The sequence below is a fragment of the Streptomyces sp. NPDC007205 genome (assembly GCF_040634095.1).
Taxonomy (GTDB): domain Bacteria; phylum Actinomycetota; class Actinomycetes; order Streptomycetales; family Streptomycetaceae; genus Streptomyces.
The window spans coordinates 472264-498929 of record NZ_JBEYEW010000001.1 but is presented as its reverse complement, the minus strand read 5'-3'; the positions used below and the strand labels follow the sequence as shown (position 1 = coordinate 498929).

The following is a 26666-nucleotide window of genomic DNA, read 5'->3' as shown; positions in this document are numbered from 1 at the left end:
ACACCCTATGCGAGGCGGATTCCCCTGACCGCAGTGTCGAAGACCGGCCGGTACCGGTTCCACTGCTCGTTCGGCGCAGAGAGGAAGATCACGTACTGCGTGCCGTCGGTGCCGCTGAAGGCCAGCTCCACCGCCCGGTACTTGCGTACCCTGCCCTCGAACGTGAACTCCCAGTAGCCGGCGGGCCGTCCCCGGAAGGTCGTGCGTTCCATCCTGGCGCGTTCATAGCCCGGGTTGTCCCGGCGTGTCTGGGCCTCTTCGGTCTCCTGCCAGTGCCGGACCGGATCGCCGCCCGCGAACTGGACGACGCTGATCCTCAGGCCGGCCAGCCCGGAGATGTAGCCGACCTCGTCTCCGGGCAGGCTCTTGGAGGTCCAGCCGTCCCGTACGGGGACGGAGACGCCCGGGGCCGTCTGCTCCAGGTGGTATCCGCGCGGAACCGGCGGCAGCGACGGCGATGAGGAAGCACTCGGAGTCGCCGACGGGCGGGCGGGCGGCGCAGCGTCACCGCTCCCGCGCCAGAGCACGCCGCCCGTGATGGTGGCGGCCACCACCACCGTCGAGACGCTCCACAGCGTCATGCGGCGGCCGCGCTTTCGACCTCGTCGCGCGGGAGCTGCGGGGCTGGCCGCAGGCGCCGGTATCTGCGTGGTCGAGCGGACACGCGCGTCCACCTGCGTGGGCGGGTAGTCCAGGTCGGCGTTCGTTTCGGCCGCACGGCGCAGGAGGCGTTCGGCTTCGTGGGCGTCCATGCGCCGCTCGGGTTCCTTGACCAGCAGGCCCTCGATGACGGGGGTGAGGTGCCCGGCGTTGCCGGCGGGCGGGATCTCCTCGGTGGCGATGGCGTAGGCCGTCTCCATCGGGGTGCCCCGCTGGAACGGGGGCGACCCCTGGACGGCCTGGTACAGCGTGGCGCCGAGGGCCCACAGGTCGGATGCGGGGCCGGGCTCGGTGGTCCCGGGCCGGAGGCGTTCGGGTGCCAGGTAGTGGATGGTGCCGACCAGCTCGCCCGTCCTGGTCAGTGACGGCGTTCCGGTTTCCACGGCGATGCCGAAGTCGGTGAGGACGATCCGTCCGTCGTGCCCGAGCAGGACGTTGGCGGGCTTGATGTCCCGGTGCAGCACTCCGGCGTCGTGCGCGGCGCGCAGCGCGGCGGCCATGGCGCGGCCGATCCGGGCCGCCTCGCCGGGCGCAAGCGTGCCCTGCTCCTTGAGGAGGTCGCCCAGGGTGACGGAGGGTATGTACTCCATGACGATGCACGGCAGCCCCTCGTCATCGACGACGTCGTGCACCACGATGACGTTGGGGTGGGTGATCCGGGCGGCACTGCGGGCCTCCCGGCGGGTGCGCTCGTGGAGCCGCTGGACCTCGTCGTCGTGCAGGTGCGGCGGAACATGCAGCTTCTTGACCGCGATGTGCCGGCCGAGCAGCTCGTCCTCGGCTCGCCAGACGGTGCCCATGCCGCCACGGCCCACACGCTCCACCAACCGGTATCGGTTGGCTATGAGCCGCCCCAGATCCGACACCGTGGGACCTCCGCGCTCCTTGCATGCCTGAGCATGACCTGACATTTGCAGAAGCACCCTAACCCGTACCGCTTACAGGGACGTGACAGCGGCCTTCCCCGCCGGCACGGTATCCGGGCCATGGGCAGCCGGTTTCGGCCCGGTCAGGAGCGTGCACTGTAGGCAATCAAGGGGGAGGCGCGTGCCCTAGCGACGCCCGGCGCGGTCCCCGGGCATATGTGGAGTCTCATAGCCGCTACGGCGGTCGGCTGCCGTGCTGACTCCGACGCGGGCCGATCACCTCATGCCAGGGGGTCGAGGAAGGTGAGGGTGGAGGCGTCCTCCTCGATCAGTGGGGCGAGGGCGGCGTTGACCGGCCGCCGTACGGGGCCTTCCGCTGTGCCTGGAAGGCGTCCTCCTCCCGGTAGACCTCGAAGACAAGTTCCTCGCCCGCCGCGTCAGCATCCTGATGGTGTGCCGTCCGTCGGCACCGACCACTCCCACCTGAAGACCCATCGCGCCGCGGGGCTGCCCGTGGTCTTCATCGACCGGCCGGCCGTCGGCCTGTCCGCGGACAGCGTCGTCAGCTCCAACCGGGCGGGCGCCCACGACGGGGTCGCCCATCTCATCGCCCACGGCCACCGGCGTATCGGCTTCGTCGGCGACCTGCCCCTCAAGCTGTACACCCGCCGCGAGCGCCTCGCCGGATACCGAGCGGCCCTGGAGGAAGCCGGTCTGCCCTACGACCGCTCCCTGGTCACCAGCGCCCACGACCAGCAGGGGGCCGCCGCAGCCACCTCCCAGCTGCTCGGCCTGGAGGATCCCCCGACGGCCCTGTTCGCCGGCAACAACATGGTGGCGCTGGGTATGGTCGCCGAACTCTCCCGCACGGAACGGAAGGACGTCGCCTTCGTCGCCTTCGACGACGTGGCGCTCGCCGAGGCACTCGAACCGGCCCTGACCGTCGTCGCCCAGGACCCCGAGGAAATCGGCAGGGCGGCCGCGACCACCGCCCTGTCCCGCCTCGACGGCGACCGCTCCCGCGCCCGCACCGTCGCCGTCCCCACCCGCCTGATCGTCCGCGGCTCGGGCGAGCGACCCGCACCCGCGGTGCCGTAAGAACATGACGCGCCATCAAAGGACGCAGGTTCACATGGCGATCCGCACGGGCGAAGCAAAAGCCCCGGTCCACTCCGGGGATCCGGCACTGTGACCTGCACGTTTGCCATCAGGAACGACCGCCGCCAGGTGGACGCATCAGATGCCATATTGATATGAGTGCAGGGTGGATCTCCTGGCGCACCTCGAGGCGTACGTCGCGACGGCCGACGAAGCGAGCTTCTCCCGGGCGGCGGACCGGCTCGGTATCGCCCAGCCTTTGCTAAGCCGCCGTATAAAGACGCTGGAGGAGCACTTCGGCGGCCTGTTGTTCGACCGTGCGCGGCGGCAGATCACGACCACGGAGCTGGGGTTGCTGCTGCTGCCGTACGCGCGGGACGTGCTGGACCGGACGCAGCGGCTGCGGCAGGTCGCCGGTGCGGCCGGGCGGACGCGGATGCGAGCCGTCGGGGTGCCCGCGCACTGCGCCCCGGCGGCGCTGGCACGCGCGATCCGCGCCGGCGCCGAGCGCGGAATCACCCTCGGCATGCGTGAACTGCCGCCGCAGGAAAGGGTTTCCGGGCTGGCCGACGGCTCGCTCGGCTACGCGCTCGTGCGGGTTCCTCCGGAGCGGGGCACGTTGCGGGTGCCGCTGGGCCTGGCGTCGGCGCCCGAGGCAGCGGACGACGAGCGGCTTCCGGCGTACGACGGCCCCCTGCGCTCGGTCCATCTGGAGGATCTGCGGCCCCGCCGGCGCCGTACTCCCGAACCCCCGCCGCCACTGCCCGTGTTGACCCTGCTGGAGGACCACATGCCCAGTTGCGAGGACCGGTTGGAGCGTGCAGCAGCCCGGGCCGGGCTGCCCCCGGGCCGGTTCCGGCCGGCCGGGTCCGCCGCCACCGCGCTCGCCGACACCCTGGCCGGGCGGGCGCTGCTGCTGTGCGCCGAACCGTTCGCCCGGCAGCACGGGGCACGGTGGGCACCGCTGGGCGACCGGTCACTGCACCGGGGGTACGACGTGAGCGCCGCCCCGGACCGGGCCGGCGTGGCGGGCGTGCCGGACTGGCTGGCGCCGCTGCTGGCGTCGGCCGTGGGAGCCGTCGTCACCGGTCCCGGCGCACCGGGCCCCGGCGCCGGGGACGCCCCCGCGCGACTGGCGGCACGCGGATGAGCGCGGCACCGGTGCACCACCCGGTGTACGTCGGCGACCACGGCGCCCTCCTGGACGTCGCGGAGGCGATCGCCGCGGACTGGGCGGCCCTCGGTGTGCGTGGGTCGTTCCTCGCACGGAACCTGGACACGGGCGAACGACTCGGCTTCGACGTCGAGGAGATGATGCCGCTCGCGTCGGTGGTGAAGGTCCCGCTCGCCCTCGTCGTACTGGACCGGATCGCGGCCGGGGGCCTCGACCCGGCGCACCCGGTGACCGTCGATCCGGCGCGCAGCAGCGTGGGTCCCACGGGGCTCGCGGCGTTCCGGCACCCGGCGACCGTGGCCGTCGGCGACCTGCTCCTGCAGATGCTGTCGGTGAGCGACAACGCGGCGGCGGACACCCTGCTGGAACTGGTGCCGGTGGCGGACGTGGACGCGCGGCTGCGTGACTGGGGGTGCGGGGACATCCGGATGCGGCACCGGATGAACCACATGTACGAGTGCGCCGTCGGGGCGGCGGGGAACGATTTCTCCCTCGCGCTGGAGCTGGCCGTGCGGGACGAGCGGACGGGCCGGCACACCATCGAGACCCTGGATCCGGCGTCCGCGAACGTGGGGTCGGCCGCGGCGTTGGTGGGGCTGTTGCGGCGGGTGTGGTGCGATGAGATCTCCGTTCCCGGGGCGACGGCGGAGTTGCGGCGGCTGATGGGCCTGCAGGTGTTCACGCACCGGCTGGCCAACGAGTTACGGGCGGACACATTGCGGTGGAGCGGGAAGACGGGGACGTTTCTGCATCTGCGACACGAGATCGGTGTGGTCGAGGCGGAGTCGGGGGATCGGGTGGCGGTGGCTGCACTGACCCGTGCGGGGCGCTGCGCTGGGCTTGCGGCGGATGTCGACCTTGCGATCGGGGTCGCCGGGCGGGAGGCGTTTGAGGTGTTGCGCCGGTGAAGAAGGCGTTCGCGTCGGCGCCGTCCGGGTGGGTTTGTCCGGCGGCTGCGGGCGCGCCGGGGTTGGGGTTGTCCGGCGGCTGCGGGCGCGTCGTGGTTGTTCCCGCCCGTCTCCGCCCTCCTCGCGCCGGTGTTCGCGCTCATCGGCATGGGCTTCGGCGCGGTGATCCGGCACACCGCGACCAACCTGGTCACCACCGCCGGGATGCTTCTCCTGCTGCCCGACGTCTTCAACGACAGCCATCTCTTCGGCCCGGGGCCTTACCCCCAGACGATCGCCGGCTCATGGAGCACCTACGCCGCCTGGCTGCTCGTCGCGGTGTGCCTGGCGCTGGTCGTCGTCCATCACCGCGACGTGGGATGCCCGACAAGGCCTGAAACCTGACAAGGCCTGACGAGACAGTCGGTCCCGGTCGCGGGCAGCGCCGACCGGCGACCTGGGGGAGGCGGTACGTGCAGGCGGGACGGCGGCTCCGGGCCGCCGGCTTGCGGAGGGCCCCGTCGTGGCTGCGTCCTCTCCGGCGCGGTCGGCGGAAGGGCCCCCACTGTGCCTACGCGGCCGGGAAGGCTCGGCCCCGCGGCAGGCCGGCGGTGCTCCGTGCGGCGTGGCCGGCCGGGACCTGTACGCCCGCACCCTTGGCCGGATCGGGAGGGGTGGGCGCTCCGTGCTGGTCGCGGGCGTCTCGGGCGGCGATCCTCGGATGCCGGACGGGATCGCAACGGTGGGGCGGACGGCCCGGCCGCCGTCTGTGCCGGGCCGCCCGCTGATGGAGTGCCGGTCAGGCAGGCTTCACCGCCGTGACCGCCGTCGCGACGACGGTGTTGTCGCACTCGGCGAACTCCCCGTCGTTCAGCGTGACTTGGTGGGCTCCGGCGCCGGGCAGGCCGACCACGAGCGTCGGGTAGACGGCGGGCTTCGCGCCGGACTTGCAGTAGCCGTCGCCCTCGCCCTGGACCTGGTGGAAGGTCAGCTTGACCCATGCCTTGCCGCCCGGCGCGAGGCGCACGGCCGATGCCGCGCCCGTGGGGGTCACCTTCAGCGGGCTGTTGTGCTCGGGGGAACCGTTGCCCGCGCCGGCCACCGTCGGGTGGCCCTGCAGGACGCACGCGTGTGCGGAGACGTTGGTGAACTCGACTATCGCGGCGCCCGTGCCGGTGCCGACCGGACGGTCGGCCGCCTGGTAGGCCGCCGCCTTCACGGCCGACACTGTGCACCGCGGCGCCGTAGCGGCCGTGGCGTGGGACGCGGGAGAGACCGGGGCGGCCGGAGTGGTCGACCTGCCGCCGGAGGAGGACCCCGAGGCCGACGTCGCCGTGGGGCCGGGACTCGCGGGGGTGGGGGCGGTGCGGGACGGGGCGGCGGAGGCCGGGGGCGCGGAGTGCGTCTTGGCCGTCCCGTCGCCGTCTCCCGGCCCGCATGCCGTGAGCGACAGCGCGGCGGCGATCACGGCCGTCGCCGACGCGGCGAGGCGAATGGTGTTGCGGTGCTGCATGGGGTCCCCCGATGTCCGGTGTTCGTGGTGCGACCGGCTCCCTGCCGGTGCTCATCGAGGGAGACAGAGCCGGCAGCCCCCGGGTTTCCGCTGTGGATCAGCTGTGACCGTTGTGGATCAGCTGTGACAGTTCCGTGAGGGGCAGAGGGGGGAAGACCCCGCCCCCCGGGGTACGGCAAGGGCGTCCGGCCCGACCTGTGCAGGTCGGGCCGGACGCCCTCGGAGCGATGCTCAGACCAGGTCGAACCGGTCCAGGTTCATGACCTTGTCCCACGCCGCGACGAAGTCCTCGACGAACTTCTCCTTCGCGTCGTCGGAGGCGTAGACCTCGGCGAGCGCACGCAGCTCGGAGTTGGAGCCGAAGACCAGGTCGGCGCGGCTGCCGGCCCACTTCAGCTCGCCCGTGACGGCGTCGCGGCCCTCGAACGTGGTCTGGTCCTCGGAGGTCGACTTCCAGGTCGTGCCCATGTCGAGCAGATTGACGAAGAAGTCGTTGGTGAGGACGCCGGGCGTCTTGGTGAGGACGCCGAGCTGGGACTGCTGGTGGTTGGCGCCGAGCACGCGCAGACCACCGACGAGCACCGTCAGCTCGGGCGCGCTCAGGGTCAGCAGGTTCGCCTTGTCGACCAGCAGGTATTCGGCCGGCAGACGGTTGCCCTTGCCGAGGTAGTTGCGGAAGCCGTCCGCGGTCGGCTCCAGCGCCTCGAAGGACTCGGCGTCGGTGTGCTCCTCGGTCGCGTCCACCCGGCCCGGCGTGAAGGGCACCCGGACCTCGAAGCCGCCCTCCTTGGCGGCCTTCTCGACCGCGGCGACACCGCCCAGGACGATCAGGTCGGCCAGGGAGACCTTCTTGGCGCCGGAGGAGGCGTTGAAGTTCTGCTGGATGCCCTCGAGGGTGCGCAGCACCTGGGCCAGCTCGTCGGGCTCGTTGACCGCCCAGCCGCGCTGCGGGGCCAGGCGGATACGGGCGCCGTTGGCACCGCCGCGCTTGTCGCTGCCACGGAAGGTGGAGGCGGACGCCCAGGCGGTGGTGACCAGCTGGGACACGGACAGGCCCGAGTCGAGCAGCTTGGTCTTCAGGGTCGCGACGTCGGCGTCGTCGATCAGCTCGCCCTCGCGCGCCGGCAGCGGGTCCTGCCAGATCAGCGTCTCCTCCGGGACCTCCGGGCCGAGGTAGAGCGACTTCGGGCCCATGTCACGGTGCGTGAGCTTGTACCAGGCGCGGGCGAAGGCGTCCGCGAACTCCTGGGGGTTCTCGTGGAACCGGCGGGAGATCGGCTCGTAGATCGGGTCGAAGCGCAGCGAGAGGTCGGTGGTGAGCATCGTCGGGAGACGCTTCTGCGACGGGTCCTGCGGGTCCGGGATGATCGCCTCGGCGTCCTTGGCCACCCACTGCTTGGCGCCGGCCGGGGAGTCGGTCAGCTCCCACTCGTAGCCGAAGAGGATGTCGAAGAAACCGTTGTCCCACTGGGTCGGCGTGGCGGTCCAGGTCACTTCCAGGCCGGAGGTGATGGCGTCCGCGCCCTTGCCGGTGCCGTGGGTGCTCTTCCAGCCGAGGCCCTGCTCCTCGAAGCCGGCGGCCTCGGGGTCGGCGCCCACCGCGTCGGCGGGGCCGGCGCCGTGGGTCTTGCCGAAGGTGTGGCCGCCGGCGATCAGCGCGACGGTCTCCTCGTCGTTCATCGCCATGCGGCGGAACGTCTCACGGATGTCGCGGGCCGCGGCCAGCGGGTCCGGATTGCCGTTGGGGCCCTCGGGGTTGACGTAGATCAGGCCCATCTGGACGGCGCCGAGCGGGTTCTCCAGCTCGCGGTCGCCGGTGTAGCGCTTGTCGTCCAGCCAGGTGGTCTCGGGGCCCCAGTAGATGTCCTCCTCCGCCTCCCAGACGTCCTCGCGGCCGCCGCCGAAGCCGAAGGTGTCGAAGCCCATGGATTCCAGGGCCACGTTGCCGGCGAGGATCATCAGGTCGGCCCAGGAGATCTTCTGGCCGTACTTCTTCTTCACCGGCCACAGCAGGCGGCGGGCCTTGTCCAGGTTGGCGTTGTCCGGCCAGCTGTTCAGCGGCGCGAAGCGCTGCTGGCCGGCGCCGGCCCCGCCGCGGCCGTCGCTGATGCGGTAGGTGCCCGCGCTGTGCCAGGCCATGCGGATGATCAGCGGGCCGTAGTGGCCGAAGTCGGCCGGCCACCAGTCCTGCGAGGTGGTCAACACCTCGGCGATGTCCTGCTTCACGGCCGGAAGGTCGAGGCTCTGGAACGCCTCGGCGTAGTCGAACTCCGCACCGAGCGGGTTCGTCACGGGCGGGTTCTTGGCAAGGATCTTCAGGTTCAGCCGCTCCGGCCACCACTGGCGGTTGTCACCACCCTGCGTCGGGTGCAGAGCTCGGTCATGGGCGACGGGGCAGCCGCCGCTCGCCCCCTGCGCCTTCGGGTCAGTGACGATCGCGTCGTGGTTCTCAGTCATGGCAATCCTTCCGAACTGTGCGGAACTCGGTGCTCAGGAACTGTGGCCGGTGGAGCAGTCGGGGCACGTGCCCCAGTAGACGACCTCGGCCTCGTCGATGGCGAAACCGCGGTGGTCGGAGGCGGTCAGGCAGGGCGCGTCGCCGACCGCGCAGTCGACGTCGGCGACGGCACCGCAGGACCGGCACACGATGTGGTGGTGGTTGTCCCCCACACGCCCCTCGAACCGGGCCGGGTGACCGGCCGGCTCGATACGGCGGACCAGACCCGCCGCGGTGAGTGCGTGCAGGGCCTCGTAGACGGCTTGCAGGGAGATGTGGCCTACGCGGTCGCGGACCCCGGAGGCGATCGCCTCGACGCCGAGGTGGTCGCCCGCCCGGACGGTCTCCAGCAGCGCGACGCGGGCCGCCGTCACGCGCAGGCCGGCACCGCGGAGCTCCTCGGCGGTGGTCGGGGTCGGGGAGGCGGTCATGAGGGGGAACCTACCCTCATAAACACGAAGGGTTCAAGAAAACGAACGATGCAATTTTGGTCGCGTTCCGTCGCCTGCCGGCCATCTCCGCGTTCGCCCCCTCACCTGCCCGGACGTTCGCCTTCGCGTTTGCGTTCGCAGGGCACTGGCCGAGGGAGCGGGCAGCACAGCGCTCGGCGGCGGAGCGGGTCGGCGGGTGGGTCCGGGACATGCCCGCATCATGTGGCCCCGGATCGGCGACGGCCGTGCGGCAAGCCGGACGATCCTCCGAACGGGTGAGCCGGAGTGACGGTCATCCGATGGGCGGCTTGCGATCGCTGCGGGCTCACCCCTGTACGCCGGTTGCGACACCGGTACGCCGACTGCGGCACCGGCGCGATGCCGCACGGAGCGGGCAAGCACCCGGCACGCCGGTACGAACGGGGCGTCAGTCGGACTTCGGTCGCCGACCGGCGATCACCTCACGCCCCTGCGGGGTGGTGAGGTCGAGCAGTCCGGGCCGGTTCGCCGCCGGGTGCGGCGTCGGCGAGACGGGCGACGACGGCCGGCCGAATGGGGTCGCTCAGAGCGGCCGGCACGGTGGTGAACGAACACCTGCCTGGGCACCCGGCCCGACGCAGGGGCCTCGCCTCCACCCGGTCGTCCTCGGCCCGGCCCAGGGTGTCGTACGAGACAGCCGAACTCCGGCAAGGACGGCCAGCGTCGGATCAGCGGACGTCCCCGCGTCCGGCTCGGGCGTACTGGTATCGGCGGGCCAGGGCGTGGAAGGCCTCCTTCGGTTCCCAGTGCCAGCCGGAGGCGGGGTCCTCCGGGTGGTCCTTGAGGGTCTTGGTGAGGGCGTAGCTCGCCAGGTCGAGGTCGTGGCGCGGGTCGCCCGGGCGGTGCGGGGCGTCAGGGGTCACGAACTCGAACGCCATCGCCGCGTACAGGTCCATCGAGGAGAAGGCGTCGAGCAGGTGCGTCAGGTAGGCCGCCTGGGTGCGCTCGCTGCGGACCAGGTCACCCTTGATCTCCGGGGGTTTCTTGTCGTAGTCGACGACGTCCCAGCCCATGCCGTCGGTCTGGGGCGCCCCGACGTAGGCGCAGGTGCCGAACTCGGTGATGGCCAGCGGTTTGCCCCAGCGCAGATAGCGGCTCAACTCCCTTGTGTAGTCGGCCCGGTGAGGGAAGTACGAGTAGTAGTCGATGCCCATGATGTCGAAGAGGCGCCAGTCGACCTTGTCGTCCTGCGCGGCGGCGTAGCTCAGCCGGCCGTGGAAGACGGACCGCCCGACCACGGCCGCCTTCGCCGTGAACCGGTCGAGGCGGCGCTGCATCGCGGCGGGGTCCACCTTGCCGTCGAGCAGGTTCCGGATGCGTTCGAAGACGGTGTCGCCGGGGACGATCCCGGGCACGAACAGCCAGAACTCGCAGCCCACACTGAGGTCCACGGCCGCACCGTGCCGCCGCAGCCGCTCCGCGAACCGGCCGGTCTCGGCGAGGTGTTCCAGGATGTCGCGTTCCGGGACGTCACCGAGGGTCGGCTGCAGCCAGACACGCAGTCCCCGTTCGGCCGCCTCGGTGGCGGTGGCTGTGAGCCGTTCCACCCCGTCGCCCGTCACATCGACGGTGTCGGCGTGCAGCTCGTCGCGGATGACCCGGATGTCCTCGCGCATCCGGGCCGCGCTGAAGGCCGTGCCCGGCATCTCCCCCGCGCCCACGGTGTACACGACCCCGTGGTGGCGCAGTCCGTGACGCGGTCCCCGGCGCGGTCCGCCCTGCGCGGCGCGGGCCTCGCCCGACGACAGCACGGTCGCGGCCAGGCCCGCGGACGCCATGCCGGCCAGGAACTGTGCGCGCTTGATCCCCTTGCTCCTCTGCATACGGTCACCCTGCCGGGCCCGCCCGCCCCGGAGCCGTCCGCCGACGGTCTACGGCGAGGGACCGAAAGATGACCGTCCGGCGCCGAAGGATGACAGGGCCGGCATCAAAGGTCGCGTCCGCCTTCATGGTCCCGCCCCACATGGATAAAGCCGTATCTACGCCACATAAACCCCTCATGGTGAGAAACTCGGACTCCCACCCCGAAGGTGGCCGTCGAGAGGGACGCTGGTGGACCTGGACGCCGTCGCCGACGAGCTGTACGGGCTGCGGCCGGAGGACTTCGTCGCCGCCCGCGATCGCCACGCCCTGGACGCCCGCAAGGCCGGTGACCAGGCCCTCGCCCAGCAGATCGGCGCGTTGCGGCGGCCGAGCCTGGGAGCCTGGGTCAGCAATCTCCTCGTACGCCGGCAACGGGAGGAGGTCGAGCCTCTGCTGACCCTCGGCGAGGAGCTGCGGCGGGCCCATCGGGAACTGGACGGTCCGCAGCTGCGCAAGCTCGCCCGCCGGCAGAGCGAGGTGATCGGCACGCTCGGGCGGCAGGCCCGGCGGCTGGCGGCGCAGGCCGGGCGTCCGGTGGGCGAGGGCGTCCAGCGTGAGGTCGAGGAGACCCTGCACGCCGTGCTCGCCGATCCGGAGGCCGCCCGGGAGTGGTCGGCGGGACGGCTCGTGAAGCCCCTCAGCTCCACGTCCGGGTTTCCGGAGACCGACGAGGGGGTCCTCGAACGCCGCCCCACCGCCCCGTCGGCGACCAGAGCGAAGCAGCGCGCCGAAGAGGAGAGGACCGGCGGACGCGGCGCAGAAAGGCAGCACTCCGAAGGCGAGGGAACCGGCGGACGCGGGGCAGGAACGCAGCACACCGAGGGCGAGGGGGCCGGCGGGCGCGGGGCGGACGGGAGGAAGCGCGGCGCGGCGGAGGTGCGCGAGGACGAGCTGGCACACCGGCGGCGTCTCGGCGAGGCCCGCAGAGCCGCCCGTGACGCCGAGCGGGACCTGCGCGCCTGTGAGGCGAAGGCCCGGGCCGCCGAGCGGGAGACGGAGGAGGCCGGCGACCGGGTGGCCGCGGCGGAAGAGCGCGTGCGTGAGCTGCGCGCGGAGCTGCGCGCTGCCGAGGAGGAGCAGCGGCAGGCGCGTACGGACGAGCAGGCGGCTCGCGACCGGGCCCGGCAGGCCGATCGCGCCGTACGGCAGACGCGGCGGCACGCCGAGACGGCCGCGGCCCAGGCGGAACGGGCGGCCCGCGCGTCCCCGGGCCGTGCGCACCGGCTGGTCACCAGGTAGCACCGTGACGGGCGGCCCCGGACAGGAGGCGAGGAGCGATGGCGAGACCGATCTGGACCGGTGTCCTGACCTTCGGGCTGGTCACCCTGCCCGTGGGGCTGTACACCGCTACCGAGGACCACACCGTGCACTTCCACCAGCTGCAGCGCGGCACCTCGGACCGGATCCGCAACAAGCGGGTCAACGAGCGCACCGGCAAGGAGGTGGCCCCAGACAAGATCGTCAAGGGATACGAGATCGACGAGGGCGAGTACGTCGTCGTGGAGCCGGAGGAGCTGGAGGAGATCGCGCCCGGGCGGTCGAAGGTGATCGACCTGGCCGGGTTCGTCGACCTCCACCAGGTCGAACCGGTGCACTTCGCCCGCACGTACTACGTCGGCCCGCGCGGCAAGGAGTACGTGAAGGTGTACGAGCTGATGCGGGCGGCGCTGGACCGCTCGGACAAGGCCGGGATCGCCACGCTCACCATGCGCGGCAAGGAGTACCTGACCGCGTTGCGTGCGCAGCCGGGCGTGCTCGTCCTGCACACCCTGCACTGGTCCGACGAGGTGCGCGACCCCGCCGATGTGGTGCCCGAGCTGCCGGAGCGGCACGCGAGGGCCGGCAGCAAGGAGCTGCGGACGGCCGAGCAGCTGATCGACGCCCTCACGATCGACTGGGACCCCGGGGACTACCACGACACCTACGAGGAACGGGTCAAGAAGCTCGTCGCCGCGAAGCGGAAGGGCGAGGAGGTCGTCGGCGAACCGGAGCCGCCGGAGGCGACCAACGTCATCGATCTCATGGAGGCGCTCAGCCGGAGCGTCGAGCAGAGCCGGTCCCGGGGCCGCAGGGGCGGCGGGACACAGGCCTCCGGCAGGAAGCAGGCCGACGACCTGGCCTCTCTGTCGAAGGCCGAGCTGTACGCACGCGCGAGCGCCGCCGGCGTACCCGGCAGATCGAAGATGACGCGGGATCAGCTCGTCAACGCGCTCACCCGCAAAGCAGCCTGACCGTCACCGGACTCACACCGGCGGCGGCCCGCTGGTCCCGCGTAGGCGAGTTTCGGGTCCAACTCCGCCTCTACGGGCGCCAGTTCCGGGTTGGGCGGACAGAGGTCACTGCCGATGTGTGCCGGCGGATCAAGGCGGTGTGCGATGATCACTCGTACGGGTGCACCCGGTCCGGCCGTCCGTGGCATCAGGGAGGGGTCCGTCGTTCGGCAGCGAGTGTGATGTTTGCCATGTGACGTGATGGACCAGGGGTGAACGGGCAAGGTACCCCTTCATGCCCCACGCCAACCCTCTGCGGCAGGTGATTCGATGACCACGGCGACGACCCGGGCGCTCCGGACGACGCCGCCCGCCCGTACCGGCGAGACGACCGCCAGGGATTCCCCGGCCACCGCCATGCCCTCACTGCCGTCCCTGACGGGGCTGCGATGGATGGCGGCGCTCCTGGTGTTCGGACTGCACGTGAACAACTTCGGCTACTTCGGCGGTACCGGTGGCCGCCTCGTGACCTGGGGCTTCGGTGCCGGTGCCACCGGGGTGTCCTTCTTCTTCGTGTTGTCCGGCTTCGTACTGACCTGGTCGGCACGGCCCCGCGACCGCGCGCTCGCCTTCTGGCGGCGGCGTATCGCGCGCGTCTACCCCGTGCACCTGGTCACCCTGGCCGTCGCCCTCGTCATGGCGTACTCGCTGGCGCACCAGCCGAGGCCGACGCCCAAACAGGCCCTGTCCAACCTGTTGCTGCTCCACTCCTGGTGGCGCCCCTGGTGGCAGACGCTGAACCCGGTCAGCTGGTCCCTTGCCTGCGAGGCGTTCTTCTACGCCTCCTTCCCCCTGCTGTTCCTGTTGTTGCGCCGGCTCGGCGCGCGCTGTTCGGCCGCGCTGGGCGCGCTGTCGCTGGCGGCGATCATCGTGCTGGCCTGGGCGGACGCCCACCACTGGTGGACATACGCGCTGTACTCCTTCCCCGCGGCCCGGCTGCCGGAGTTCGTCCTCGGCGCGGTCACCGCGCGGCTGGTGCTGCTCGGCCGGTGGCGCGGGCCCGGTCTCGAGGCGTCGCTCGCCCTGGCGATCATCGGTTACTTCCTCGTCCCGCAGGTCACGCCCGGCTACTCCGCCACGGTGTGCACCATCGTCGGGTTCTCGCTGCTCATCCCGGCCGCGGCGGTCGCGGACGTCCAGGGGCTGCCCTCGCTGTGGCGGCGCAGGCGGCTGGTACGGCTCGGTGAACTGTCGTTCGCCTTCTACATGATCCATCTGCTGGTGCTGCGCGCCGGCACCCAGTTGCTCGGGGCGAAGCCGCACTTCGGGCTGCTCGCGGGAGTGGCGGTCACCACGGTCGCGTTCTCCCTTTCGCTCGGCCTGTCCTGGGTCCTGTACGAGGCGGTGGAGTGCCCGGCAAGACGTCTGCTGCTGCGCCGACGCCGCCGCCCCACGCCCCCGCCGGACCCGGTGGAGGCACACGTGGAGACACACGGGGAAGCACCGGTCGCGGCACGGGACTGAGCAGGGTGAGGTCCTGAAGGTCTGCCGACCGGCCTCCCGGGGGGTGGCCCCGGCCTCCCTCCGCCACGCTCTCAGGCGCCCGGCGGTGCCCTGCCTGCTGGGCGGGCTGTTCACGCCGGAGGCCGACCTCTGGAGCCAGGGCGCGGCCGCCTGGTGGGGCGCCTTCTGCACGGACCCGGACAGACCGGTGCCGTTCTTCGCGGCGAAGCCGGACGAGCACCAGCTGTCCTGCCCGGACCGGTGGACGCCGTCGGTCTCTCCCCCGCCGCGCTCGCGTGGGCCGAGGAGCGTGCTCGGGAGACGGGAGCGTCGATGGGCATCGCGGAAGGCGAGGTCGGGGCCGGGGCGGCGTGCGGTTCCACTGCGGCGGCGCCCTTTTCCCTGACCACGCGGGCCACGGCCGAGCCGCGCGGGCCGTACGACCTGGTCTACGACTCCGGCTGCTTCCACCCTCTGCCCCCACACCGCCGCGTCAGCCGTCTCGCGCTGCCGGGACGCGTGCCGGCGCCCGGCGGGCACTTCGCGGCCCGCACGGCGGGCTCGCCCGCACACCCTGGTCACTGCGCCGGATGTTCCCCGGACCGGAGGGGATCGCACTGCGCGCGATGCGGCAGCAACCGGCGGACTCCGCGCTGTTCGCGGAGGACCCCTCCGGACGGCCCTGTTCCGCCGTCCCGGTCAGCCGGCCGCGTCCTTCCGGGAGTTCCCGGCCGGATCGCACGCACGGGTGACGTCGGCAACAGCCAGGAAAGTCCGGCGTGATCCGGGGTAGTCGGCCCACCGACACGGCCCGGTGGCACCCGCCGCCGGGCCGACACCGCTTGGCGCGACGCGGGAGCTGAGTCGGCACGCCAAGTGACCCCCGAGTCAAGGGAGTAGGAGAGAATGAGAGTGCCCGAGCAGGACATGGCCGCATCGGCGCCACAGGTGGTGAGTTCCTTCCTGGAACGGCGCCGGGAGCAGGTCGCCCAGCGCTGGGCCGACGCCCCCTTGTTCCGCTCGGTCTTCACCGTCTCCCGCGACGAGGCGGTGGAGGCGTGCAAGGCCGTGGTGGACTCCCTTTCCGACGTGGCGGTGAGCGGACGTCTGGAGGACATCACCGCACCCGGATTCGCGCCGGTGCGCGACCAGTTGGGGCGCATGACGCAGACCCTGGCCCTCACCGGCTCGACTCCGTCCCAGATCGCCGACGAGGTGGCCGGACTGCGCGTCCCCGCCGTGGAGTTGCTGCGCGAGGAGTTCCCCGATGCCGCCGCCCCGCAGGCCCAGGAGAGCGTGCTGGCGCTGACCCTGCTGCTGGGCACGCTGCGCCTGGTGGTGATGGAGACGGCGCTGGACGCGAACGCGGAGCTGATCGAGCGGCAGCGGCAGCAGCTGCTCGAAGTCGCCACCCCGGTCATCCAGCTGTGGGAGGGCACGGTCGCCGTCCCGCTGATCGGAACCCTGGACAGCGCCCGCAGCCAGGTCGTCATGGAGTCGCTGCTGGAGGCCATCGTCGAGCAGCGGGCCCGGTTCGCCATCCTGGACATCACCGGAGTGCCCACGGTCGACTCGCTCGTCGCCCAGCATCTGATGAAGACGGTGGCCGCCGCACGGCTGATGGGCGCCGAGTGCATCGTCTCCGGCATCCGTCCGGCCATCGCACAGACGATCGTGCAGCTGGGCATCGACCTCGGCTCGGTGCTCACCCGCGCCTCACTGGCCGACGCCCTCGCCTACGCACTGGGCCGACAGGGCATCGAGGTCTCCCGTGCGGACGCGGGTGCGAGCGCGCGGTGAACCAGCCCACTCCCGGTCAGCCGGCCCAGGTGCCGGTGCTCGCCCTGGGCGACGTCCTGCTCGTCTCGCTCCAGGGCGAGCTGCACGACGGCATGGCCGAACAGCTGCAGCAGGACATCACCAGCCGCATCGCCAGCAGCCGGGTGACCGGCGTGGTGCTCGACATCTCCGGGGTGGACGTCGTCGACTCGTTCCTCGGCCGGGTGCTCGCCGAGATCGCCTCCACGGCCCGGCTGCTGGCGGCCCGTACGGTGCTGGCCGGGATGCGGCCCGCCGTGGCGATCACGCTCGTGGAGCTGGGGCTCGCCCTGCCCGGTCTGGTCACCGCGCTCGACGTCGACCGCGCTCTGGAACTGCTGGCCCGGAGGGGGACGTGATGCAGGCGTCCGGCCAGGCGTCCGCGACCAGCCTGCCCATCGGCTCGGACGCGGATCTGGCCTGGGTGCGGCAGCAGGTGCGGCGGTGCGCGGCCCAGCTGGGCTTCGGGCTCGTCCAGCAGACCAAGCTGGTCACGGCGGCGAGCGAGCTGGCCCGCAACACGCTGGTGCACGGCGGCGGCGGCCGGGCGGAGATCACTCCGCTGAACAACGGCCGCAGCCGGGGCCTGAGGATGTGCTTCACCGACAGCGGCCCGGGCATCCGCGATCTGGAGCTGGCCATGACCGACGGCTACACCACCGGAGGCGGTCTCGGCCTCGGCATGAGCGGCGCCAAGCGGCTGGTGCACGAGTTCGCCGTGGACACCGAGCCCGGCCGGGGCACGACCGTCACGGCCGTCGCCTGGGTGACGCAGGTTCCCTCGTCGCGTCAGGGGGCGGGATGAGCCGGGTGTGGGAGGTACCGGTGGGCGACTCCACTCGGGTACGCGATGCCCGGACGGCCGCCCGGGAGGCATGCGCGTACGCGGGCCTCGCCCCGCGACGGACCGCGGCCGCCGAACTCGTCGCCACCGAGCTGGCCACCAATCTGCTCAGGCACGCGGGCGGCGGCCGCATGGTGGTCAACCTCGTCGGGCCGCCGGCCGGCGGTCCGGGTGTGTCGGTGCAGCTCTTCTCGCTCGACCACGGGCCGGGCATCGCCGACGTCCCCGCGGCGCTGCGGGACGGCTACACCACCGCCGGGGTCTCCCTCGGCGCCGGTCTGGGCAGTTGTCTGCGCAGCGCCGACACCTTCCATCTGTACAGCGCGCCGGGCCGCGGCACCACGGCGACGGCCCGGTTCGACCCGGGGCACGCCGGGCCCGGGACGCCCGCGGTGCAGGCGCCGGCGGGCGGGATCTGCGTCTCGCTGGCCGAGGCCGAGCAGTGCGGTGACGCCTGGAGCTGGGTGCGCTGCGGTGCCCTGCTGACCCTGCTCCTCGCGGACGGTCTCGGGCACGGACCCAAGGCCGCGCACGCGTCCACCGCCGCCGTGGCGGAGCTGCAGCGGGCCGCGCACCTGCCGCCCGCCGAGATCCTGCGCCGGCTGCACACGGCGCTGCGGCCGACCCGCGGCGCGGCGGTCGCCGTGGCCCAGCTGGACACGGACCGCTCGGAACTCGGCTTCGCCGGAGTCGGCAACACCGGCGCCCGGCTGCGTACCGGGGAGAGCTGGACGTCCCTGGTCTCCCATCCGGGGATCGTCGGGGCGTACTTCCCCGCGCACATCCCCGTGCGCAGGATGCCGTGGCGCCCGGACAGTCTGCTCGTGATGCACAGTGACGGACTGCCCAGCCGCTGGACGCCGCCGGACGATCCCCGGCTGCTCGCCCAGGATCCGGCCGTGCTGGCCGCGGCCGTCCTGCGCGACGCGAGCAGCCCCGCCCGCCCCGTACGCGACGACACCAGTGTGGCCGTACTGGCCCCCGACCGCCGGACCCGCACCCATGACAGCCGTCTCTGACACCTGGACCCTCGCCTCGGCCGCCGACGCGGCCCGTGCCCGTGCCCTGCTGGCGCGGCTCACCGCGGACGCCGCGGTGCCCGCGTGGGACCGCACCCGTTTCCTGGCCGCGCTCGGCGCCCGGCTGCGGCCCTGCCGGGCCGGGGCCCGCGTGGAGCTGACCGTGACCGCACACGCCGACGGCACCCTGCAGGTGCTGCTGCGCGGGGCCGGTCCGTGGCAGCGCACCCTCGTCTGCCCCACTCCCGTCACCGGGCCGCTGCCGCGGCCCGCCGACTTCGACGACGCCCGGCTCGCCGAGGCCCTCCTCGACGCCGACGAGGAGGCGTCCGCCGTTCTCGCGCACCTGGCGGAGACGGAGGAGCTGATCCGTTTCCATCGGGAGGAGCTGCACCAGACCAACCAGGGTGTGCTCGCCCTGCACGCCGAGCTGGAGGCCGCAGCGCTGGCCCAGCGGGAGCTGCTCGACGCCGAGCGGACGGCCCGCGCGGAGGCGGAGAACGCCCGGCGGCAGCTGACCTTCCTCGCCGATGCCAGCGCCGCCCTGAACGCCTCGCTGGACCACGAGGACATCCTGCGCCGGCTGCCGGAGCTGCTGGTCCCTGAGTACGCCCGGCACGTCGACGTCTGGCTCGTGGACGACGAGCGGACGCCGCCGGCCGAGCGGGCGGCGGCCTCGGTGACGGCGGCCCGCACCGGCCGGCCCCAGCACGCGGGCCCGCGGCCGGGCGGGCTGCCGGGCGTGGACGACCTGCCGGCCTCGGCGCTGTCCCCGGACCGTCCGCTGCTGTGTCTGCCGCTCGGCGTGCGCGCGGTGCAAGGTGTGCTGACCCTGGCCGCGCGCGGCGACCGTTTCGACCCGGACACCACGGTGATGCTGGTCGAGCTGGCCCGGCGCGCGGGCATCGCGCTGGACAACGCCCGCCAGTACCAGCAGCATCGCAACGTCGCCGAGGAACTGCAGCGCGCCCAGCTCACCGACCTGCCCGCCACGCCGGGCCTCGCGCTCGCCGCGCGCTATCTGCCGGCCACGCACGGGATGAACATCGGCGGCGACTGGTACGACGCCTTCCCGCAGCCCGACGGCAGTGTGCTGGCGGTGATAGGGGACGTCACGGGGCACGGGCTGCGGGCGGCGGTCATCATGGGCCAGCTGCGCACCGCACTGCGCGCGTACGCCGTCGAGGGCAACGGGCCCGCCCGGATCCTCACGCTGCTGCACCGGATGCTCCGCCACCAGCAGCCGGAGCTGTACGCGACCTGTGCCATCGCCCGGGTCAGGCCCGGGGATCCCCGGGTGGTGTACGCGGCCGCCGGCCATCCGCCGGCCGTCGTGCGCCACCCCGGGGGCGAGGTGCGGGTGCTGGAGGCCAGACCCGGGATCATGCTGGGCGTCCCGGTGCCCTTCGAGTACGAGGAGCACACCGTCGAGCTGCCCGCGGGCTCGACGCTCGCGCTGTACACGGACGGGCTGGTGGAGCGGCGGGCCGCCGGGATCGACACGGGCATCGAGCGGCTGGCACGGGCCATGGGCGCGCTCGCCCCGGTGCAGCTGGAGGACCTGGAGACCGCGGCCGACTCGCTGCTGAAGCCGATGCTGTACGACTCCGAACACGACGACGACATCTGCCTGTTGCTCTGCCGCACCACCGGGACCTGAACAGCCGCGCACCGGTTGACGCGGGCGTCAGGCGGTGGACGGGAAGCGGTCCCACACCCGGTGGGCGCCGAGGAGCCGGGTGAGCTGCTGGAAGACCGTCGTGGCGCCGTCGCCGGCGATCACACCGGGCGCGTCGGCGGGGATGCCGGCCGCCTCCAGCACGCTCTGTGCGCCCTTGGCGGCGCCGATGGCCTTGCCGTGCCGGTACGCCTCCGCCAGCAGCAGGCCCACGCGCGGGTCGGGAGTGCCGTTCCGGTCGGTGGGCAGGCCCGCCTTGGCATCGCGGGCGCCGAAGGCGTCGGCGCCGACGCCCGGGGAGCCGGCCACCAGCAGGGCGTCGAACTCCACGGAGCGTGCCGTGGCGTAGGTCCGCTGCACGCTCAGCGCGTCCTCGCCGGAGCCGAGGGTGCCGCCCGTCGGCGCGACGACCAGCGGGACCATGCCGCCGTCCAGCACCTCCTGGCGTACGGCCCGTACGCCGTCCAGGTCGCCGTCGGGGCCGGTGACGATGCCGATGATCCGGCCGTCGGTGGGCCAGGTGTGCCCGACCTGGGACAGGGCGGGGCTGGGCGCGACGTCGGCCAGGGGCACGGTGGGCTGCGGGGCGGGCAGGCCGAGGCCTGTGGCGACGCCCGCGCACAGCTCCGGGTCGATGTTCGCCAGCACCTGCAACGCCCGTTCCCTGATGGCCTGTTCGTAGCACTTGGCGAGTTCGAAGGTATAGGCGCCGATGATGTGCTCACGCTCCACGGGGCTCATGCTGAGCCAGAACCGGCGGGGCTGGCTGAAGTGGTCGTCGAACGACGCCGGCGCCTCGCGGACCTTCGTCGCCTCCGGCACCCGCACCGGAGTCTCGACGAACGCGCCCGCGTCGGCACCGGCCGTGAACGGGCAGCCGCCGTCGAGGGAGTTGGGCCGGTAGGGGGCCGCGCCCCGGTGCACGGCCGTCTGGTGCATGCCGTCGCGCAGCATGTCGTTGACGGGCGCGTGCGGCCGGTTGACGGGGATCTGTGCGAAGTTGGGGCCGCCGAGACGGGTGATCTGGGTGTCCAGGTAGGAGAACAGGCGCCCGGACAGCAGCGGGTCGTCGGTGATGTCGATACCGGGGACGAGGTGGCCGGGGTGGAAGGCGACCTGCTCGGTCTCGGCGAAGAAGTTGGAGGGGTTGCGGTTGAGGGTGAGCAGTCCGATGGGCTGCACGGGGGCGAGTTCCTCGGGGACGATGTTCGTCGGGTCCAGCAGGTCGATGCCCTCGAAGGTCTGGTCGGGGGTGTCGGGGAAGGTCTGGATGCCGAACTCCCACTCGGGGTACGCCCCTGCCTCGATGGCGTCGGCGAGGTCCCGGCGGTGGAAGTCCGGGTCGACGCCGTTGATGATCTGTGCCTCCTCCCACACCAGCGAGTGCACGCCCAGCTTCGGCTTCCAGTGGAACTTCACCAAGGTCGTCCCGCCGTCGGCGTCGACCAGGCGGAAGGTGTGGATGCCGAAGCCCTCCATCGTCCGGTAGGAGCGCGGAATGCCCCGGTCGGACATGTTCCACAGGGTGTGGTGGGTGGCCTCGGTGTGCAGGGTGACGAAGTCCCAGAAGGTGTCGTGGGCGCTCTGCGCCTGCGGGATCTCGCGGTCGGGCTGCGGTTTGGCGGCGTGCACGACGTCCGGGAACTTGATCGCGTCCTGGATGAAGAAGACCGGGATGTTGTTGCCGACGAGGTCGAAGACACCCTCGCTGGTGTAGAACTTCGTCGCGAAACCGCGGGTGTCCCGGACGGTGTCGGCGGAGCCCCGGGAGCCGAGCACGGTGGAGAAGCGGACGAACACCGGGGTCTCGACGTCCTCGGCGAGGAAGGCCGCCTTCGTCACGTTCGCCGCCGTGCCGTAGCTGCGGAAGATCCCGTGCGCCGCCGCGCCGCGGGCGTGGACCACACGCTCGGGGATGCGTTCGTGGTCGAAGTGCGTGATCTTCTCCCGCAGGTGGTGGTCCTGCAGGAGCACCGGCCCACGGGGTCCCGCCTTGAGCGAGTGGTCCGTGTCGTACAGCCGGGTGCCCTGGGCGTTGGTGAGGTAGCTGCCGCTCTGTGCCGTCCGGGCCTGGTCGGCGCCGGTGGGCTGCCCGGTGGGCGAAACGGTGGCGGGGCCGGTCTGGTCCGGCTTGGGCGGGAAGGGCTCATGGGGTTCGGTCGGCTCGGCGACCGACGGCGTGCGGGGACCGGGCTTGCCGGGGATGCCCTCCTCCGGGCCCGCGCCGTCACCCCGGAGGGCGTCCGTCACCTTGTCCGCCGCTCGCTTCAGGGGGTTCGTCTCGCTCATCTCCACCATTCCTTCGGTTCACGGGGCGGGCCCGGCACCGGCGTGACGGGGTGTCCGGCCCGCGTCGGCCACACCCGGGCATACGGCCGGCACCACGAACACATCAAGGGAAAGGAAAACGGGGGCGGCACGGCCTCGTACCGAGGTCCCCGGGCCGGTGCGTCCGAAACCGGCAATCACGGGGGATTTCCGGTCGGGGTGAAGTCGGGCCGTCTCCCATCGAGTAGCCGGGACGGCTGGCCCGCCGGACGCGTCCGTCCGGACCCGGGGACCGTTGAGCAGGGCCAAGTGCCCCCTGCCGAGGGTGTCGTCGTCAAGAGGGCAGGTTTCTTGACCCGAGCAGGCAAGCACCCGGCCGCCCGCACGAGCCACCTTAGGCGCTGCCCCCGGCCCCCGCAGTTCGGGAGACCCGGTCACGGGCGGTCACGGGTGGGTCGTGACCCGGATGGTCTTCAGTGACGGATCCGCCGCGTCGGCGATGAGGAAGCCGTGCTCGACTCCGCTGCGCAGGTACTCCAGCACCTCCTGCGTGATCACCTCGCCGGGCGCGACCACGGGCACGCCGGGCGGATAGGGGCTGATCATCTCGGCGGCGATCCGGCCCACGGCACGTTCGGCGGGCACCTGCTCGGCGGGCCCGAAGAACGCCTCGCGCGGCAGGACGGCCTGTTCGAGTTCGAGCACGCGCGGCTCGGGCAGCCGGACGGCGGGCCGTCGCTCCAGCGCACCCGCGTTCTCCACCAGGGAGCGCATGGAGTCCAGCAGGATCTTCTCGGTCTCGTCGTCGTCGGCGTGGGTGATGGAGGCGCTGATCCGGCAGGTGTCCGAGCCGCCCACGTCGACGTGCCGGTCGGTCCGCAGCCATTCGGCCGCCTGCATGCCGCTGATGCCGAGGTCCCGGACATCGATGACGATCTTCATGGGGTCGAACTCGGCCGCGAGGCCCTCCTCGATGACCTCGCCGCCCATCACGCGCAGCCCCGGCAGTTCGCGCAGTGCGGCCCGGATCCGCTCGGCCCGGTGGACGGCCCGCTCCAGCAGCTCGTGGCCCTGCTCGGCCATCTGCCGCCGCCAGCCGTCCAGGGCGCCGTACACCAGGCAGGAGGCGCTGGTGGTGCCGAGCAGGTCCTCGCGCTGCTTGAGCACCTCGGGTGCCACCCGGTCGTGCTGGAGGTGGAACACCGAGCTCTGCTCGATGGCACCGCCCATCTTGTGGACGCTGGTGACGACCAGGTCGGCGTCCGCGTCCATGCCCCACGCCGGGAGGTCCGGGTGGAAGGGCAGATGGGCGCCCCAGGCCTCGTCCACGATGAGCGGGACGTCGTAGGCGTGGCAGGCGTCGGCGACGCCCCGGATGTCGGCGCACGTGCCCCAGTCGGTGGGTGTGATCAGCAGCATGCCCTTGGCGTCGGGGTGTTCGCGCAGCCGGTCGCGGACGTCGTCGGGCTCCGGCGGATGGGCCAGGTGCCGCTCGGTGTCAAACTTCGGGTGGACCCAGATCGGCTCCACGCCGTTGATGATCACTGCCGCGATGACCGACTTGTGGGCGTTGCGGGACAGCAGCAGCTTCTCCCCCGGGCCCGCGACCGAGCACATCGCGGTCTTCACGGACAGGGAGCTGCCGCAGGTGGAGAAGAAGGCGTGCTCGGCGCCCACCGCGTCGGCCATCAGCTCCTGCGCCTGTTCCAGCACGCCCTGGGACTGCCGGCGGTCGTCCAGGCCGTTGAGGGTCAGTACGTCCGAGCGGAAGACGTCGATGCCGAGGACGTCGGCGACCCGGGGGTCGGTGCCGCGGCCCTGTTTGTGGCCCGGCGGCCCGAAGACCACGTCGCCGCGGCGCCGGAAGTCCTCCAGGGCCTCGAGTACGGGGGCGCGCGAGTGATCCATGAGTGTCCTCTTCCTCTGCCGGCGTACGCAGGGTGCGGCCCCCGAACGGGGCCGCACCCTCCGTGTTGCACTCGTCGCCCGCTCGAAACCCGGGATCCCCTCCTCAGCGACCCTCCCTCGCAAACCAAGCCTTCAGGGCCGTACGGCCTCAGAATCGCAGCCCGTGTCCGCGGGTCAGGATGAAATGCGGGTCGTGGCGGTGTTTGGCCTCGGCGAAGGCCGCCCAGCGGCTGCCGTAGTGGTCCCGCCAGTCGGCGTCCGACAGGGGCAGCGCGTTGACGGGATAGGCGACGGCGCCCCGGGACCGGGCGAGTTCGTACGCGGCACGGTTGGCGGCCACCATGGCCGCGACCGTCTCGGGACTGCCGGGCGAAGCCGTGCGCAACAAGGCGAACAGGTACAGCACTTCACCGGACGGGCGGCTGAAGGAGGGGGCGCGCAGCCGGCTGGAGAGCACCGGGTACAGCAGGACGAGGCCGGTGTCCCGCAGGTCGCGGAAGGCCGGGTCGGCGAGTACGGCACGGACGACGGGCTCGGCGCTGTCGTGCGGCAGCAGCAGATTGAGCCAGGGATGCGGGTGGAGCCACTCCCCCGTCGCCCGCAGGACCTCCTCGTCCGTATCCACGCGGTGGGCGAACTCCCCGTATCCGAGATCCTCCGCCTCCAGGGCCGCGGGATCGTACGAGAGCCCGGCGAGCAGGGTGCTGTCGTCGGGCGGGTACGGGCCGTCGTGCGGGGCCACGGCCTCGATCATGTACTGCCAGTCGTGCTCCCCGATCGGCCGTGCCTGACCCTCCAGACAGCTGAACCGCGGCTCCTCGGCGAGCCGCCGCTGGTCGGCGAGGCAGCGGGCCAGGCCGGGGTAGTACAGGCAGTAGCGGCGCACCCGGTCGGGAGCGGGGACCAGGCGCAGGGTGGCGGCCACGATGACGGCGCACTGGCCGAGACCGGCGAGCACGGCGTGGAACAGCTCGGGGTCCCGGCCGGGTGAGCAGATCCGGTGTTCCCCCGCTCCGGTCACCACCTCCAGTTCCAGGACCTGGTCCGCGACCAGGCCGTGCCGGTGGGTGGCGCCGCCGAGTCCGCCCGCCGACAGGACACCGCCGACACCCGCGCCGAGGTAGTCGGTGAGGACCGCCGGGGTACGGCCGTGCGGCAGGGTGGCGGCCAGCACCTCCCGCCACAACGCGCCCGCCTGTACGGTCACCTGGCCGTCCGTCACGGGACCGACCCGGTTCAGCGAGCGCAGGTCCAGGACGATCCCGCGGTCCGCCTGGCCCTGGCCGTACATCGAGTGTCCGCCGCCGCGCGCGCTCACCGGGATGCCCCGGGGTCCGGCGAACTCCAGCAGGTCCTTGATCTCGGCGGCGGACTGCGGGCGCAGGACGCCGAGCGGCTCGGACCGCACGAGGTGCCCGAAGTCCTGTGCGGCCTCCTGGAGGATCTCCGGACGGGTGTCCAGGGCCGGCCCGAAGCGGGCGGCGAGGTCGTGGGCCGTCGTCATGCCGGAATCACATCAGACGGGCCCGGCATGCGTCGAGACCGCCGTCAACTGCCTTCTGCCGACTGATTCTTGACGAGGTGCAGCAGGGCGGCGTGTGTCTCCGCGTCGGCCGCCGCGACGAGCCCGTCCGCACCGGTGAGCACGGGCTCGCCGTGCAGACCGGTGACCGTGCAGCCGGCCGCCTGGCACAGGGCGATACCGGCCGCGAAGTGCACACTGTCACGCAGGTCGCCGTCGGTGACATAGGCGGCCCGGCGGCCGGCGGCGACCCAGGCCACGGCGACGGTGCTGGAGATCACCCGGGGCCGGAAGCGTTCGGCGAAGCCCGGGTCGGCGAGGAGCCGGACCGCCTGGAAACCGGGGGCGTTGGGGAACGGCGGGTCGAGGTTCACGTCCACCAGCGCGGACCCGGCCGAGGGCGTCAGCCGCTGGTCCGCGCCGTCCCTGCTCACCCACGCCGTGTCGCCGTCGGTCCAGAACACCTCACCGCTGAACGGGTCGGCGGTCGCGGCGGCCGTGACCTCGCTCCCCTCGCGCAGGGCGACGTTCACGCCGACGAGCATGTTCCGTACGGCGTAGTTGAGGGTGCCGCACAGCGGGTCGACGAGCCAGCGGCGGTGGGCGTCGGCGGCGCCCGAACGGCCGCTCTCCTCGCCGGTCACGGCGTCGTCGGGCCGGGTGGCGCGCAGTACGTCCAGGATGGCCCGCTCGGCGGCGAGGTCCGCCTCGGTCGCGAAGTCACCGGCGGACTTGTCGTAGCGTGCGAGCCGGCTGCCGTAGAGGTCACGGACCACGGCGGCACCCGCCTGGGCCGCGGACAGGGCCAGGCGGGCGTCGGATTCCCCGTTGGTGATCGACATGGGCGCAGACTACGCGGAGCACCGAC

General features: G+C 72.6%; 20 protein-coding genes and 3 pseudogenes. 13 read left to right on the top strand and 10 right to left on the bottom strand.

Annotated elements, in window-relative coordinates:
- Positions 1–5: 5 nt before the first annotated feature.
- The gene (locus tag ABZ624_RS02220) at positions 6–1526 is read right to left on the bottom strand and encodes a serine/threonine-protein kinase (RefSeq protein ID WP_360081665.1); all 1521 of its coding nucleotides are present in this window, start codon (positions 1524–1526) and stop codon (positions 6–8) included.
- A 281-nt stretch (positions 1527–1807) separates the two neighbouring features.
- Positions 1808–1944 (bottom strand): annotated as a pseudogene (locus ABZ624_RS02215) (antibiotic biosynthesis monooxygenase); the annotation flags it as partial.
- Here ABZ624_RS02215 and ABZ624_RS02210 point away from each other — a divergent pair.
- The 4 genes and pseudogenes from ABZ624_RS02210 to ABZ624_RS02195 all read left to right on the top strand — a co-directional run.
- Positions 1942–2624, top strand: a pseudogene (locus ABZ624_RS02210) (substrate-binding domain-containing protein); the annotation flags it as partial. The pseudogenes ABZ624_RS02215 and ABZ624_RS02210 sit on opposite strands and share 3 nt — an antisense overlap.
- A 166-nt stretch (positions 2625–2790) precedes the next feature.
- On the top strand, positions 2791–3774 hold the full coding sequence (locus ABZ624_RS02205; RefSeq protein WP_360081664.1) for a LysR family transcriptional regulator: 984 nt from the start codon (positions 2791–2793) through the stop codon (positions 3772–3774).
- Positions 3771–4706 (top strand): serine hydrolase, encoded by a 936-nt coding sequence (locus tag ABZ624_RS02200; protein ID WP_360081663.1) that lies wholly within the window; start codon positions 3771–3773, stop codon positions 4704–4706. Before ABZ624_RS02205 ends, ABZ624_RS02200 begins: the two co-directional genes overlap by 4 nt.
- Positions 4707–4802: 96 nt before the next feature.
- Entirely contained in the window at positions 4803–5090 is a 288-nt protein-coding gene (locus ABZ624_RS02195; protein ID WP_360081662.1) for a hypothetical protein, read from the top strand.
- A gap of 394 nt (positions 5091–5484) precedes the next feature.
- Here the strand turns inward: ABZ624_RS02195 and ABZ624_RS02190 are convergent, their stop codons facing one another.
- The 4 genes from ABZ624_RS02190 to ABZ624_RS02175 form a co-directional block, all read right to left on the bottom strand.
- Positions 5485–6198 carry a DUF4232 domain-containing protein gene (locus ABZ624_RS02190; RefSeq protein ID WP_360081661.1) on the bottom strand — a complete coding sequence of 238 codons (714 nt, stop codon included), beginning with the start codon at positions 6196–6198 and terminating at the stop codon, positions 5485–5487.
- Between the two features lie 231 nt (positions 6199–6429).
- On the bottom strand, positions 6430–8655 hold the full coding sequence (gene katG, locus ABZ624_RS02185) for a catalase/peroxidase HPI (protein ID WP_360081660.1): 2226 nt from the start codon (positions 8653–8655) through the stop codon (positions 6430–6432).
- Positions 8656–8688: 33 nt separating this feature from the next.
- A complete protein-coding gene (locus ABZ624_RS02180) occupies positions 8689–9126 on the bottom strand; it encodes a Fur family transcriptional regulator (RefSeq protein ID WP_360081659.1) in 438 nt (145 codons plus the stop codon).
- A 707-nt stretch (positions 9127–9833) separates the two neighbouring features.
- Positions 9834–10988: an abortive phage infection protein gene (locus tag ABZ624_RS02175; protein ID WP_360081658.1), complete on the bottom strand. Its 1155-nt coding sequence runs from the start codon at positions 10986–10988 to the stop codon at positions 9834–9836.
- A 229-nt stretch (positions 10989–11217) separates the two neighbouring features.
- On the opposite strand from ABZ624_RS02175, the gene ABZ624_RS02170 reads away from it, so the two are divergent.
- From ABZ624_RS02170 to ABZ624_RS02130, 9 genes and pseudogenes are all read left to right on the top strand, one after another.
- Positions 11218–12267, top strand: coding sequence for a hypothetical protein (locus ABZ624_RS02170; protein WP_360081657.1), 1050 nt, complete (start codon positions 11218–11220; stop codon positions 12265–12267).
- Between the two features lie 38 nt (positions 12268–12305).
- A complete protein-coding gene (locus tag ABZ624_RS02165) occupies positions 12306–13259 on the top strand; it encodes a Ku protein (RefSeq protein WP_360081656.1) in 954 nt (317 codons plus the stop codon).
- A 309-nt stretch (positions 13260–13568) separates the two neighbouring features.
- Positions 13569–14762, top strand: coding sequence for an acyltransferase (locus ABZ624_RS02160; RefSeq protein ID WP_360081655.1), 1194 nt, complete (start codon positions 13569–13571; stop codon positions 14760–14762).
- An 85-nt stretch (positions 14763–14847) separates the two neighbouring features.
- Positions 14848–15534: pseudogene (locus tag ABZ624_RS02155) on the top strand (SAM-dependent methyltransferase).
- 113 nt (positions 15535–15647) lie between these two features.
- On the top strand, positions 15648–16541 hold the full coding sequence (locus ABZ624_RS02150; RefSeq protein WP_360081654.1) for an STAS domain-containing protein: 894 nt from the start codon (positions 15648–15650) through the stop codon (positions 16539–16541).
- The gene (locus ABZ624_RS02145) at positions 16538–16918 is read left to right on the top strand and encodes an STAS domain-containing protein (RefSeq protein WP_360081653.1); all 381 of its coding nucleotides are present in this window, start codon (positions 16538–16540) and stop codon (positions 16916–16918) included. The genes ABZ624_RS02150 and ABZ624_RS02145 overlap by 4 nt, the downstream gene beginning before the upstream one ends.
- On the top strand, positions 16918–17364 hold the full coding sequence (locus ABZ624_RS02140; protein ID WP_360082163.1) for an anti-sigma regulatory factor: 447 nt from the start codon (positions 16918–16920) through the stop codon (positions 17362–17364). Before ABZ624_RS02145 ends, ABZ624_RS02140 begins: the two co-directional genes overlap by 1 nt.
- The gene (locus ABZ624_RS02135) at positions 17361–18422 is read left to right on the top strand and encodes an ATP-binding SpoIIE family protein phosphatase (protein WP_360081652.1); all 1062 of its coding nucleotides are present in this window, start codon (positions 17361–17363) and stop codon (positions 18420–18422) included. The genes ABZ624_RS02140 and ABZ624_RS02135 overlap by 4 nt, the downstream gene beginning before the upstream one ends.
- Complete coding sequence (locus ABZ624_RS02130; RefSeq protein ID WP_360081651.1) at positions 18406–20082, top strand: GAF domain-containing SpoIIE family protein phosphatase; 1677 nt, start codon at positions 18406–18408, stop codon at positions 20080–20082. Before ABZ624_RS02135 ends, ABZ624_RS02130 begins: the two co-directional genes overlap by 17 nt.
- Before the next feature lie 27 nt (positions 20083–20109).
- On the opposite strand, the gene ABZ624_RS02125 is transcribed toward ABZ624_RS02130, so the two are convergent.
- The 4 genes from ABZ624_RS02125 to ABZ624_RS02110 form a co-directional block, all read right to left on the bottom strand.
- Entirely contained in the window at positions 20110–22389 is a 2280-nt protein-coding gene (locus tag ABZ624_RS02125) for a catalase (RefSeq protein WP_360081650.1), read from the bottom strand.
- 423 nt (positions 22390–22812) lie between these two features.
- Complete coding sequence (locus tag ABZ624_RS02120; RefSeq protein ID WP_360081649.1) at positions 22813–24276, bottom strand: aminotransferase class I/II-fold pyridoxal phosphate-dependent enzyme; 1464 nt, start codon at positions 24274–24276, stop codon at positions 22813–22815.
- 148 nt (positions 24277–24424) lie between these two features.
- Complete coding sequence (locus tag ABZ624_RS02115) at positions 24425–25780, bottom strand: FAD-binding protein (protein ID WP_360081648.1); 1356 nt, start codon at positions 25778–25780, stop codon at positions 24425–24427.
- Between the two features lie 44 nt (positions 25781–25824).
- Complete coding sequence (locus ABZ624_RS02110) at positions 25825–26640, bottom strand: inositol monophosphatase family protein (RefSeq protein ID WP_360081647.1); 816 nt, start codon at positions 26638–26640, stop codon at positions 25825–25827.
- Positions 26641–26666: the final 26 nt, after the last annotated feature.